This window comes from Sporosarcina sp. P12(2017) (genome assembly GCF_002743035.1).
Taxonomy (GTDB): Bacteria; Bacillota; Bacilli; order Bacillales_A; family Planococcaceae; genus Sporosarcina; species Sporosarcina ureae.
Genome location: NZ_PDYL01000005.1, coordinates 1 through 14,123 on the forward strand (window position 1 = coordinate 1; position 14,123 = coordinate 14,123).

A 14,123-nucleotide genomic window follows, 5' to 3' on the forward strand; every position below is an offset into this window, starting at 1 on the left:
GTAGTGGGGGCAATGAACTTGCCACTTACATTGCCAGCTAAACCACAACCTCCTGATTAAACAGGAACAGAAAAAGCACTTGCGAGAAACACAACCTAACGCCGCTAATTTCGCAAGCTTAACAGACACGTAATCCAAAAATCACTTAGTCCCTAATTGGTTTTAAGTAACAAATCCCCCACGCCGTCACTTAAAACCACAAAAAAGCTTCCACTCAATTAACTGAGCGGAAGCTTTTTCCTATCATTATAACTTCCATTTAAATCGGGCATATCCCGCAAGTAATAGGAAGTTCACTGCGGCACTGATTACCGTACCGTACGCAATGGCCTGCGCACCAATCTGATCAACAAACGCATAAATAATGCCGATATTAATTCCAAACACGCTGATCAAACTAAAAATGATTGGCGTAATCGAATTACCTTTCGCATAATAAAAACGAGTGACATATGTATTTGCCGCCAAGAAGAACATCGACAAAGCGAATACTTTGAACACCGGTACCGTTAGCATAATGGACTTCTCATCGAAGTTCCCATAACCGAATACCAAGCGGATTAGCGGCTCAGCTAGGAAGTAGCAAAACACCGTCGCGGGCAATAGTAACGCGACCATGTAGAGCATACCTTTCTTGTAGAGCGCCTTGACCGTATTCGTATCCCCTTCGCCTTCTTTCTTCGCGAGCATTGGATAGATCACCGTCGTTACAGCTGTCATGAGAATGGCTTGTGGAAAGCCTGTTAGTTTTGATGCGTAGTTAATAGATGAAATCGCACCTTCCCCTAATCCCCCGGCTGCAATTCGGTGAATAACGAAGTAGAACTGCAAGGATGCACCACCGAATAAAATCGGAAGGGCCAGCCACCACATTCTTTTAATATCCGTCGGCATGCCGAATGAAGGTTTTAGTGAGGAGAGATCTGCACGTTTGATTCCCCAATATAGGAAGAGTCCCATTAGGATCGCACTGACCATCGCACCGACACCGTATGATTCAGGTCCAAGCCATTTCGTTAGTGCAAAGCCCACTCCAACAAATGCTGCGTTATACAGCAAGATCGCAAGGCTCGATAACTGAAAGCGATCATTAATGTTCAATAACCCGCTCATCCATGTCGACATGACCAAAACAATAGAAGAAGGCATCATCCAAAGGAAGAGGTTTCTTACTAATGTGTAGTCTTCATCACTTAATTCTTTAAAGAATAGATGTAGAATCGGATTCGTCAATGCGATAATTACTAATGTAACGAGCGTGGCAGTTATGACAACTGTCGTGAATGCCTTGCGCACAAATAATGGTCTATCCATATTTGAAGAATGGTAGATCGATATAAAGGCAGTCGTCAACGCGCCGCCGAGCACTAGATAAATAAAGTTCGGTATCGTATACGCTGTTGCGATGGCATCCGCTACTGTTGAGGTACCGTATTGTATGCCGATTACGACTTCGCGCCCGAAGCCAAACAATCTTGCTACAATATTAATGATGGCAACAGTACCAATGATCTTGAATAATTTACTCATTTGGAAGATCCCTTTCCATTCTGCTCATAGATATCGTTCAACCTTTTGACGATTACTATTGAAGAATGTTGCTGAATCACTTGTTGCGTCACTTCATGCTGCTCTCTTGTCACTTCATTCTCAAGCGCTTCCTCGAGTCCATCAGCTAAAGCTTGCGCATTTCGTGGCTCAACTAGGGTCCCGACATCGTCTTTCAATAAATAAGGAAGACCTCCAACATTGGTCGCTACGACTTTGGCTCCTGATGCGAGCGCTTCGAGTGCTACTAAGCCGAAACCTTCATGATAAGAAGGAAGAACGAGAATATCCGCTGCCGACATCCATTTCGCCAGTTCAGTCTGGCTGACGGGTTCTTTAAAGCGTATGCCCGTATTGTTAGCGACTTTCCCCTTCACTTCTGCCGCAAAACGCTGGTCCTTTTGTGAACCTACTATATATAAAAGAAGATCGTCATGCGTCTCTTGTAACTGTTCAAATGCATTAGTCAATTCCATGACGCCTTTTGCTTCAATAACATTTCCTACAAAGAGTATTACACGTTCATTTAAAGGCACGTCCAATAAAAGTCGGACATCTTCCTGGCCCATTGGTTTGAAAATAACCGTATCGACCCCCATACTCATAACCTCTACTTTGCCAGGGGCTATACCATAGTCATGGATGACATCATTTCGCAACTTCTCCCCGACTGTAATCACTACTGAAGATTCTTGTAAAATACGTTTAGTGAGTTGTGTGATCCGCGGACTTTTCTTAGCCATTTTATCTAGATCTCCACCATGCACTGTCACAACGTACGGTATCTTCCATAATTTCTTTACGAGCAACGACACCAGCCCAGTCGGAAATGCATAATGCGCATGTGTGATGCTGATTTTCTTTTTATGTTGTAAGACATATAGAAGGGATTGTATTCCCCATGATAAATATTTTGTTATTTTTCCGATTTTACCTTTATCCGGATCATGAATGGCGATGACTTTAACGTCTACACCCTCATTTTTTAATTGTTCCACTTGATTTTTCACAAAGACTCCATAGGTCGGATGCTCAGTGGAAGGATACATATTACTAAACACTACTACTTTAGGCACTTATAACTCATCCTTTATTACGTACTGTCATAAACTACTATGCTTTTTTATATGTTGAATGATTATACCACATACTACGGGGATATAAAGTCGCAATAACGATTCACTGACTATTTTATCTATTCAGAGCAATCTGAATGTCATTAGTTATTTATACTAACATTTCACTCATGTGTCAGCGTGTAATTCTCTTGTAATATAAATGTAATAATTTCTAAGTTTATCCGTGCTAATATATTCCTAGATTACAAAGCACAACAAGTGATTGTGCGAAAGGGGAATTTGAGAACAGCATGAAACGTCTATTAACTCTGGTCATGGCAAGTCTAGTATTCTTTTCATTCGTACCAGAATTTGCTTCCGCAAACTCACCAACGTCATTAATCAGTACTGCGAAAAAATACATGGGAACACCTTATCGTTTAGGTGGGACAACCCCTACAGCTTTTGATTGTTCAGGTTTCACACAATACACTTTCAAAGAAGAAGGTCTTTCCATTCCAAGAACAACTGGTCAGCAAATGGCTACCGGAACTCCTGTTTCAAAAAGCAATCTGGAAGTCGGAGATCTAGTTTTCTTCAATACTTCAGGTCGCGGCGTATCACATGTGGGAATCTATTCAGGTTCTAATAACTTTATTCACGCTTCAGTAAGCAAAGGCGTTATGGTATCTTCCCTTGATGATCCATACTACTGGAAAAGCCGTTATATTGGTGCTCGTCGCGTAGCGAACTTCACTGATAACGTAGCAAAAGAAGAGAAAAAGGTTGCTGCGTCTGCTCCTGTTAAAGAAATTGTTTATGCAACACGCGGTGAAATAGCGCAGGTACTAGCTGAAAAGTTAGACCTTGATATGACAACAGTTAACACAACATTTAAAGACGTAGATGAATCAAATCCTCACTACGAAGCAATATCCGCAGTCGCTGAAGCGAATATCTTCTCTGGCGATGCAGGTAATTTTAATCCAAATAAAGAATTAACTCGCGCTCAAATGGCAAAAGTTTTAGTAAGTGCATTTGAACTAAGAGGTTCTGCCATCGCGAATTTCTCTGACGTTCCGAATGGTCACTGGGCAACAGAATATATTAACATCTTATTCTATCATGAAATTACAACTGGCTACCTAGACGGTACATATGGTTTGTCTGACAAAGTATCCGTTGGCCAACTAAATAAATTCATCGATCGTATCCATAATTGATGACCCTACCGAATGTTCAAACTAGAGCATTCGGTTTTCTCTGCATTCAGCTCTTTCTCCCCCTTCAGTACCACCCTTCCTTAAGTAGTAATGAAGAATCATAACCATAATATTGCTATATTACGAACCATGTCGAAAATATCTAGTAATTAGTTTTCATAACTGGTAAAATGAACCTATGAGTCTAGTAATACATTATATTTTAAGGAGGATCTCATGAAACAATTTAAATGGGCAACAGTCGGACTGTTGCTACTAACCATCTTAGCTCTCGCACCTCTCCAGTCATTTGCAAGCTTCAAGTTTTCCGACGTCCCCGCCAAAAGTGAATATTTTAAAGAAGTTCATTACATAGCTGAAAAAGGAATTATCAATCAAACTCCTAAATTCAATCCTCAAGATAACTTACGACGTTCACATGTTGCCAAGATGCTCGTTATTGCAACTGGCACACAAAACACACAGTTGAAAAATATGGAAATTAATGGTTTGAAGCCAACTAGCGAACAATACAAGTTTGCTAACATCGCACTTCAAAAAGGATACTTCCCTAACACTGACGCAAACAACTTCAAACCGAACGAAGAAATTAAACGGGATGAAATGGCTTATGCGATGTCAGTAGCGTTTAACTTATCCGAAAAAGTAACGAGCCAAAAACCTTTGGGTATGGATGATGTGAAAAACCATAAATACGCTGACCGGATCAATGGCTTGTATTATGCGGGTATTACACAAGGTGACAACAAGAAATTCTTGCCGAATAATTTATTAACACGTAAACAATTCGCCTTATTCGTTGCACGTGCGATGGACAAGCAGTTTGCATTGACTGTTAAAACGCCAGATCAGCAATCCAGTGTAAAGTATGTACGCGTTGCAACGGGTGATGATACAGATCCATTGAACGTACGTAGCGCACCTTCTGAGTCCTCTGCTATTATTCATGTGTTGCCTAACGGTACAGTGGTAGAAGTAATAGGAAATCAAGGCATTTGGTTGAAAGTAAATATTAATGGTGTAGAAGGATATATCCATGAATATTTCACGACACCTAATTTAAATGACGTTAAACCGCCTACACCGGAACCAAAACCACCTGTCACTACACCAAAACCAACGCCTGTTGCGAAAACAATGGGTAAAGTTACTGTAAATAATTTAAATGTACGTTCAGCAGGTAATTCCAGTGCCTCTACTGTAGGTAAGCTTCAATCAGGTCAGAAAGTAGAAGTCCTATCCACTTCTGGATACTGGGCTAAGATCCGCACGGGCAGCACGACAGGTTATGTGCACAAGACGTATTTGAAATTCTTGAATCAAACAGGTAATCCATTAAAAGATCGTATCATCGTGGTCGATGCTGGACACGGTGGACATGACCCAGGTGCAGGTAAGAATGGTAAATCTGAAAAAAACATCACATTGAACGTTTCAAAGAAAGTGGAAGCGAAACTAAAGAATGCTGGCGCTAAAGTTCTCATGACACGTTCCAACGATACGTATTATACACTTCAAGCACGTACAGATTTCGCTAAGAAGAATTTCGCTGAGGCATTCGTATCGATTCACGTAAACGCAGCAGGTTTTGCTGCAAAAGGAACGGAAGTTTTCTATGATTCTTCTTCTAACGTAAACGCAACAGAAAGCCGCGATTTAGCTTCATTCATTCAGCGTAACATTGTTCAAAAAGCGAATATGTCTGATCGTGGCGTGAAGAATAAGGGCTTCTATGTAATTAAGAATAATAACGTTGCTGCTGTTCTTGTTGAGTTAGGCTTCATTACAAATTCACAAGATTATGCGAAGTTGACAAGCGAGAAGTATTTGAATATTTATGCTGATGCGATCTATACAGGTCTGTATCAATATTATAGCAAGCAATAATGTCTTCTCCCCTCCTAGATATGTTCTAGGAGGTTTTTTTATGGAATGAATGCGGTTGAGTGGTCATTCTTTAGGTTGTGATTATAAGTAGGATGGTGAAATGATGAATTGCGTCTAGTACCCTACCTATAAACGCGGTGGGCGAAAAGACTATGCGGCTGCGGGTCTTTGTCACTTTTTTGTTGGGGCGTTGCTCGACTGGTTGTTGGGGACTGAAATTTCCGAGTGTTCGTTTTTCTAGACCCGCACAGTCACGTGGGGGATTGCCTCCAGCCAGGAGCCAGCTGGCGGTAGTGCTGCCAGTTGTCTCCTGGCCACGGCCTACCCCGCAGTTGTGCCTGCGCTACTGAGGGGTGTTTATTTTGGTTGTGGTTCTAATAATAAAAAATATCAGCTACATCATGATATCTAGTATGTATTGCTTGCGAAAGAAGTCTACGAACTGCCCTACACTCGACGCAACGAAGGCGCCTGCTGTGGTAGGCGTAGCGATGAGACAGAGACAGGCGCACTTCCTGTCTGTGGCTCATCGCGAGAGCCATCCACCAGCGCCGTAGTGGGGACAACGAACTCACCACTTACATTGCCAGCTAAACCACAACCTCCTGATCAAACACGAAACAGAAAAAGCACGTGCAAGAACCACAACCCATTGCCGATTCTTACGCACGCTTAACAAAACGTAATCCGAATAGAACTTAATTACTAAATCTAGTAAAAACAACTACCCGAACCGCCCTACACACTTCCTCGCTCTCCCGCTTACTTACTAAGAAAAAATAAAAAACAAACAAAAACCCGTTACAAGAAGCAAGCTCCTCATAACGGATCATTATATTATACAGTCAGCTGATTAACCTCTTTCGCAAAAACATTTTGCGCTTTAGAAATATCTACTTGATGACCCATCTCATTCAACGTTTCACCAATTTGCATAACGGCCTTTTCCAACATATCCGCCGTAGTATTCCCCATATGTCCGATGCGGAACGCCTTTCCTGCTAAATGAGCGAGCGAGCCGGATAGAACCGTCCCCTTCTCTGCCATCGCCGCACGGAACTTTCCATCGTCAACACCTTCAGGATACAAAATACAGCTCAGTGTCGGTGCCGCCACTTCTTCTGGAGCGATCGCCTTCATTCCATAGACTGCTAGACTCTGTCTGACAGCACGACCAAATGCTTTATGGCGTCGAATACGAGTGTCCAGTCCCTCTTCCAATACGATACGTAGTCCTTCTTCTAGCGCATACACTAAGTTTACTGCTGGCGTTGCGAAGTATTTTGAAGGATCATGCATGACCGGAATCCAATTATAAATATCACAATAGTAAGCTTGCACACGTTCCATAGCGGCACGTGCATCCAAAGCTTTCTGATTGAACGCTACGAGCGCAATGCCTGGTGGAACACCAATGGCTTTCTGTGATCCGGTCAAGACGATATCGACTGTATTGCCTGCTCCACCATATTCTTTACTCATGTCCTCGTCCATCGCAGTAGTTGCACAAACACCGTCTACGATAACAAGAGCACCGTGCTTCTTAATTACAGGCACAACGGCTTCCAAATCAACTCTTACGCCCGTTGAAGTATCTGCGTGCGTCACAGTAACTGCTTTATAATGACCTTCAGACAATTTCTTATCAATTTCTTCAGGTGATACTTGCTGTCCCCATTCGGATTGCAATACATCTACTTGAATACCAAATGCTTGTCCCAATTTGATGAAGCGATCTCCGAAGTATCCTTGGCTGACAACGAGAAGTTTTTCGCCTTCTGCAATCGTATTAACAATCGCCATTTCCATTCCAATCGTTCCTGAACCAGCTACTACAAATACTTCACCGTCTGTATTAAAGATTTCCCTCGTCTGATCGATAGTATGTTTATAGATTTTGACAAAACGTGGATCCGTATGTGACCATGTCTCACTCGCCATTGCATCATAGATTGAATCCACGACTGGTGTGGGTCCAGGGATTAACAACATTTCTTTATTTCTCATCATTTAATTCCTCCTCTTAATGAAGTACATATCTCTTATACTATATAAACTATCTAAATTTTTCAAATAAAACAAAAGCAGGAAATTGGATGTTTTTTATCCAATTTCCTGCACACTACACTTCATCTATTAAAAGATGTTGTGATCCGTTATCATATGAAAACCCCTTTGTTGAAGCGAACGACACTTTCTCCCAAAAGTGACATTCGGTAAAGCAGTTATACTATTAGAACTGTGCTGTTTCAGTTGAACCAGACATAGCAGTTGTTGAAGATTGGCCTTCAGAGATTACCTGTGTCACTTCGTCAAAGTAACCTGTTCCAACTTCACGTTGGTGACGAGTAGCAGTGTATCCTTTTGCCTCATTTTCAAACTCAGCTTGTTGAAGCTCTGAGTAAGCAGCCATTCCACGAGTTTTGTAACCGTGTGCCAATTCGAACATGCTGTGGTTTAATGAGTGGAAACCAGCAAGTGTTACGAACTGGAACTTGTAGCCCATCTTACCAAGTTCAACCTGGTACTTCGCGATTGTTTCTTGATCAAGATTCGCTTTCCAGTTGAATGACGGTGAACAGTTATAAGCAAGCATTTTTTCAGGGAATTTCGCGTGAATTGCGTCAGCGAATTCTTGAGCTTCTTCAAGTGATGGATGAGAAGTTTCACACCATACTAGGTCAGCGTATTCAGCATAAGCAAGTCCACGTGCGATTGCTTGTTTGATACCTGGTGTAGTTTTGAAGAACCCTTCGTTAGTGCGCTCTCCTGTGATGAATGGAGCATCGATTGGATCGATGTCGCTAGTTACCATATCAGCAGCGTCAGCGTCAGTACGAGCGATGATTACAGTATCAACACCTAGTACGTCAGCAGCTAGACGTGCAGCTGTAAGGTTACGAACTGCGTTTTGAGTTGGAAGAAGTACTTTACCACCCAAGTGTCCACATTTCTTTTCCGATGCTAATTGGTCTTCCAAATGAACACCAGCAGCTCCAGCTTCAATCATGCCTTTCATTAACTCAAATACGTTCAATGGACCACCGAAACCAGCTTCCATGTCAGCTACGATTGGAGCGAACCAATTAAATCCGTCTTCACGGCCTTCTGCATGGTCGATCTGGTCAGCACGTTGAAGTGCTTGGTTGATGCGCTTAACAACTGCAGGTACAGAGTTTGCCGGATATAAACTTTGGTCAGGATACATTTGTCCTGCAAGGTTTGCATCAGCAGCAACTTGCCATCCGCTTAGATAAATAGCTTGTAGACCAGCTTTAACTTGCTGTACTGCTTGGTTACCCGTTAGTGCACCTAGTGCATTAATGAAATCTTCTTCATGAAGAGATTCCCAAAGACGAGCAGCACCCTTTTCAGCTAGTGTATTTTGAATTAGAAGTGAACCTCTAAGTTTAACTACGTCCTCAGCAGTGTAGTTACGTTTGATTCCTTTCCAACGACTATCCTCAGCCCAGCTTTTCTCCAATTGTGCAATTTGTTCTTGTCTTGTTGACATTATCTTCACACCTTCCCAATTTTTCAACGGCTAACTGTTACAATCTGTTTCATAACAGCTATCTTCGTTATGTATTACTATATAACAGCACTTCAGAATTGTCAGTCCATTTCGACAAAAAGGCTTTTTTAGAGGATGAAAGAATGATAGAATGGATGAAAGGGCATACATTGGAATATAACTATATAAAAAGGGGATTTTATGAAGATTATGGAAAATACAGATATCCCAAAGAAAATTCTGAATCAATACGCTTCTGTATTAGAAGACTGGATTCCAAAAGACGCTTCTATAGCTATTGCAGTTTCCGATCACTATATCTATTACGTTCCGGGTATGCATGATATTCATTTGCGGGAAGGCCAACATATCCAGACCGGCAGTATCGCTGAAGTTACGATTAAAGACCAGCGCAAAGTAGAAGTCGTTATGGACAACTCTCTTTATGGTACATCCTACTTCGGTATCGGCTATCCTATTAACGTGCAAGGCGAAAACGGCGCGTTAATCATTATCCTCCCACCTAACTTCCATGTACTCAAGAAAGATCAGTTACAGTTCCTAACAGGGAAGAAAGATGATGAATGGTTTCCTATTCCATTAGATCAAGTCAGTTATGTAGAAAGTTTACATAAGAAAACGTGGTTTTACACAGCGGACGATAATTACAATATTAGTTTCACGCTGAAAGATTTACACCTTCGTTTACCGAGGTACTTCTTACGAATTCATCGTTCGTACATCATTAATATGAATTGTATTGAAAAAATTTCACGTGACTTCTCTTCGAATCTTGTGATTAAGCTAATAGACGGTACGGAGTTACCAGTTAGTCAGACGTATTTGAATGAAGTGCGAGCTCTTTTAGGATTTTGATATAAAAAACTGAAGACCGTTCCTAATTCAGGATCGGTCTTCAGCCGGGGCGTATGATTTGTTTCAGATGCTTTTTTATTTGTTCTTTTTAATGGCGTTGGTGAATTGTTTGGTCCCTTTCATTGCTTCTTCATATAATAAAGTGGACAGGTTTTCAGTTTTTTTACACGTCTCTTTCCAGTCTGCCGCCAGTGAGTCGAAAGCTTTAGAGAAGTGGTCGTCCGCTTTATGCATTTCACCAATTGGAATAGCTACTTCCGATAGGTTTGCTAGCTTCATGAAGTCCGTCACTTTGTGGTGATAGCAGACGGCAATGACAGGTGTTGCAGTACATGTCGCTAGGATCAGCGAGTGTAGTCTTGTGCCAATTACTATATCTTGTTCTGCGGAAATTTGTAGTAAGTCTACTGGTAATAGATTACGATCGATCACTGTAGTTTTTTTGGCTTCCTTCATTAAGGATTGAATATCTTTCGTAACATCTGCGTCTTGAGGGAACTTGGTAGCGAAGAATGTGATTTCGACAGGATGCTTAGCCGCTAGTTCATCTAAATTTCTCGCCATTCCTTCTATATACTGTTGATAGATATCTTCCTTACTCTCCGGCCAATACCCCGCATGATAATAAGGTACAGCTGTAATACCGATTTTTAACGGACGATCAGCTGTCGCTTTGCGCTCACGTTTTAAGGAAAAGGCTGGATCCCCTATCACTTCTACAGGTTTTTGTACGCCTACTGACTTCAATAAATCAGCCGATTCAGGATCTCTCACGGAAATACTCTCAGCATGTTTACCCATGTACCGAATAAACCATTTGCCTAACTCACTACTGAGGGGGCCTGCTCCACAGCCGTAAATCACATACGGAACGCCAGAATTCTTAGCCATCATGGCGTACGATCCGTATAAGGGTGCTTCGCGTTTATAAAGATCCATTAGAATTCCGCCACCGCCTATAATGAGCAAGTCAAATGTTTTCACGATCTTTTTGTTTTGAAGATAGGTGGCACCGAACGTTTTCACCGCGTTTCCCTTTTTATAATACAAAGGTGCACTCTTCACTTGATAGCGTTTCGCAGTTTGCTTCGGGTTATTGCTGAATACCGTAATGACGTCACTTGGGACATTGAAGGTTGATGTAACTTGCGAAATAAGACTCAATAAAATGGCTTCATCGCCGTTATTGTCGTTTCCATAGTTCCCTACTATTCCTATTTTCAATTTTTACCATCCTCTACAGTTCATTTGCTATAAGTATAGCAGAGTGACCTTTTATAGTGTATTCAAAAGACAGGAAAGCCTTCCAATCCAAGGACATGCCAGGGATTGGAAGGCTTCTCTACTTACTTCGCTATACTTCTATATAGGAATGCACTAAATTGGGCACGGTTAACCGGCTTGCCTGGCATGAATTCGTTTTTTTCATTGCCAGTTGTAATTCCGTGATTTGCCAGAATATGAATCTGCTTGTACGCACCATGTTGCGGTGAGACGTCTATGAATTTCTTCGCAGACTCTCCTTCTAAACTATAAGCTTTGACTAAAATCATTGCCATCTGCGATCGCGTCAATTGTCCTGTCGGATTAAATGTCCCATCAGAATGGCCGCCTACGATATTGGCATTGGCGATCGCACTGATTTCATTATAATAGCGATGTGTTTTTGGTACATCATAGAACTCTCTACGCGCTTCCTCTGCAGGTGGTAAATTAAAAGCTCGGCTTAATATTAATGCCGCGTGCTCTCTTGATAAAGTATTACCCGGATTGAATGTTCCGTCCGTGTCTCCATTAATGATACCGCGATCACGTAAGAAATAGATTTCTGTCGCGTAAGCATAAGATAACGGTACATCTTTAAACAATTCTTTACTCGGATTATCTACAATAGGTGGCACCGGTCCTGGTTCTACTGGTTGAGTTGGGACTTCGGTGGATTTCACTTCAATCGGTACAGAAATCACTTTCTTGCCAAGGGTCGCCTGCACTTGTCCTTTTCCTGCTTTTGTTGCCGTAAACGTTCCAGAAGAAGTGATGGAACCAATATCATTTGTAACGCTCCATACTAATTGGTGCGGTTGATAGATGATTGGTTTCCCGGAAGCATCTGCCGGAGTAGCTGTAAATGTAATCTTCTCCCCTGGTTTAACGCTTGTTGCAGAATATTTCACGTCGAGTCTTGCAGGCTGATCAATGACCGTGACCGGGAAAGATTGTTCCGCTAATCCGTAGTTGACGCTGATGCGATCTTCCCCTGCCTGAACCGCTTTATATGTCAGACCTGTTCCTTCTACCGTTCCTTTTGCAGATGTGGTTTTCAATTGGGAAGAGCTTGGCACAATGGGATTATAATGCGCATCCAATACATGATTAATTTTCAGATCAGCAGTTGCACCGACCAACATTTCTCCCATTTGAGAACGGGAAACACTTACGTATGCTGGTTGTCCTGTTGGCGCAGTACTTACCGCTTCAAGAATAGCTGAGATATTTCGTTGTGTAGAATTGGATGTACGATTAGCCAAGACTACTTGGTTACTCCCATAGTTACGAATTCCCATCGTAGTAGACCCGCCACCGTCAAAGTTCAACGCGCGATCGTATCCTTGTGATACAAGATAATTTGCAAATTGCGTCAATGTCATGCCGTTACTGTATCCAGCTCTTGAATCAACCGTCACCATATGCACTTGTTTTTTATCTTTACTGATCGCGATAGCGGTTCTTGCCGTCTTTGCTGTGGCACGCCAGTTATTCGTATCCATTGTGATATGGCGTTGTCCATCTTTAACAAGCATCGGGCCGCTCGCCATCATGAATTCGGAGTCTTTCCATTTATCATCAATTGATAGATTCAATGAAAGTGGATCTCCAACAGCTACTGATTTGAAACGGTCCAACCCCTTCTTTCCATGGATGGATACAACAAAACCATTTTTCGGTATCGTCACTGCCTGTTTATCTCCATAACCACGCACGTTGACCACTTTACCTTGAAGTTGCTGTCCGTAATGTGTCGATGTGATCGGTGCATTCGTTTCAACGACTAATTCAATGCCGTATTCATTGGAACCGGTCGTGTTTTTCACATGCTGCGGAGTGAAGATGATCGTTTCATCCGCCTGACGTTCACGGTTAAGTCCTGTCATTTGAAAACTGTTACCATTGACACCGACTTCAATTCCTAGATTAAAATAATCAATTTCGGAAAGACCGTTACTAGTCACACCAAACGCAATCGGATGGCTGACATAGTAGGAGTTCGCACTCGAGATGACACCGCCATTTACGATTTCATTCCCTTCGGACAACAAATACATCGGCATACCTGTCTTCATATCGAAGAACGAAGTGTTTACTGCACCTACCACGCGATGGCCTTCTTTTGAATCTCGGTTTGCCAAAGTCAATGTAGGCGCTGTCTTCGAAATGGGCGCCGGAAGACCCATTTTCAGTTTCGTGAACGGATCACTCAGATCAACGCCTATGTGATTGATGTGACTGCTTGCTGAATATGTATAGTGAGAATAGGTAACTCCTGAAGACACGGGGTAACTAGAAACAACTTTCGTGCTTGCTGCCGCTGAGAACGGCAATGAAATTAGCATGGCTGCTGACATAGCGGTAACAACTAACTTCCGCTTTGTGCGAGACAGCAAAGTATTTTGTACGATAACACAACTCCACCTTTTCTACTCATTATCAATATATAGTCTATCAAATAAGGCCTAGATTTTCATGTACCGTTTGAACGAAATAAGTAAAGAAAAGAAAATTTATGGAATTTGAGAGCGATTTTTGGTTTTCTTGAAGTGATGGATTGGGTTTATGGCGTTTTTTTACTTGTTTTAGGTCGGGGGGATGGGTCTTGGCTAGAGTAATGAGCGCTTGTGGGGTGGTTATGGGCGGATGGTAGGTGGCAATGAGCGCTTGCGGGGTAGCTATGAGCGGTTGGCGGGATGCATTGAGCACTTGCGAGGTAAATATGAGCGGATGGCGGGTCCCATTGAGCGC

At 42.1% G+C, this 14,123-nt stretch carries 9 protein-coding genes; 3 read left to right on the top strand and 6 right to left on the bottom strand.

Annotated elements, in window-relative coordinates:
• Window positions 1–246: 246 nt before the first annotated feature.
• The gene (murJ, locus tag CSV80_RS05105; RefSeq protein ID WP_099669810.1) at window positions 247–1,530 is read right to left on the bottom strand and encodes a murein biosynthesis integral membrane protein MurJ; all 1,284 of its coding nucleotides are present in this window, start codon (window positions 1,528–1,530) and stop codon (window positions 247–249) included.
• On the bottom strand, window positions 1,527–2,624 hold the full coding sequence (locus tag CSV80_RS05110; RefSeq protein WP_099669809.1) for a glycosyltransferase: 1,098 nt from the start codon (window positions 2,622–2,624) through the stop codon (window positions 1,527–1,529). The genes murJ and CSV80_RS05110 overlap by 4 nt, the downstream gene beginning before the upstream one ends.
• A gap of 293 nt (window positions 2,625–2,917) precedes the next feature.
• Between CSV80_RS05110 and CSV80_RS05115 the strand changes: the two genes are divergently transcribed.
• Together CSV80_RS05115 and CSV80_RS05120 are read left to right on the top strand one after the other, a co-directional pair.
• A complete protein-coding gene (locus tag CSV80_RS05115) occupies window positions 2,918–3,829 on the top strand; it encodes a C40 family peptidase (RefSeq protein WP_099669808.1) in 912 nt (303 codons plus the stop codon).
• A gap of 216 nt (window positions 3,830–4,045) precedes the next feature.
• Complete coding sequence (locus tag CSV80_RS05120) at window positions 4,046–5,716, top strand: N-acetylmuramoyl-L-alanine amidase (protein ID WP_099669807.1); 1,671 nt, start codon at window positions 4,046–4,048, stop codon at window positions 5,714–5,716.
• Between the two features lie 837 nt (window positions 5,717–6,553).
• Here the strand turns inward: CSV80_RS05120 and CSV80_RS05125 are convergent.
• A complete protein-coding gene (locus tag CSV80_RS05125) occupies window positions 6,554–7,723 on the bottom strand; it encodes a pyridoxal-phosphate-dependent aminotransferase family protein (RefSeq protein WP_099669845.1) in 1,170 nt (389 codons plus the stop codon).
• 226 nt (window positions 7,724–7,949) lie between these two features.
• Window positions 7,950–9,230: an isocitrate lyase gene (gene aceA / locus CSV80_RS05130; protein ID WP_029052592.1), complete on the bottom strand. Its 1,281-nt coding sequence runs from the start codon at window positions 9,228–9,230 to the stop codon at window positions 7,950–7,952.
• A gap of 201 nt (window positions 9,231–9,431) precedes the next feature.
• Here aceA and CSV80_RS05135 point away from each other — a divergent pair, with 201 nt between their 5' ends.
• Window positions 9,432–10,106 (top strand): LytTR family DNA-binding domain-containing protein, encoded by a 675-nt coding sequence (locus CSV80_RS05135; RefSeq protein WP_233201518.1) that lies wholly within the window; start codon window positions 9,432–9,434, stop codon window positions 10,104–10,106.
• Between the two features lie 75 nt (window positions 10,107–10,181).
• Here CSV80_RS05135 and CSV80_RS05140 read toward each other — a convergent pair whose 3' ends face one another.
• Both CSV80_RS05140 and CSV80_RS05145 read right to left on the bottom strand, forming a co-directional pair.
• Entirely contained in the window at window positions 10,182–11,330 is a 1,149-nt protein-coding gene (locus CSV80_RS05140) for a polysaccharide pyruvyl transferase family protein (protein WP_099669806.1), read from the bottom strand.
• A 122-nt stretch (window positions 11,331–11,452) separates the two neighbouring features.
• Window positions 11,453–13,729, bottom strand: a complete 2,277-nt coding sequence (locus CSV80_RS05145; RefSeq protein ID WP_099669805.1) for an S-layer homology domain-containing protein — start codon at window positions 13,727–13,729, stop codon at window positions 11,453–11,455.
• Window positions 13,730–14,123: the final 394 nt, after the last annotated feature.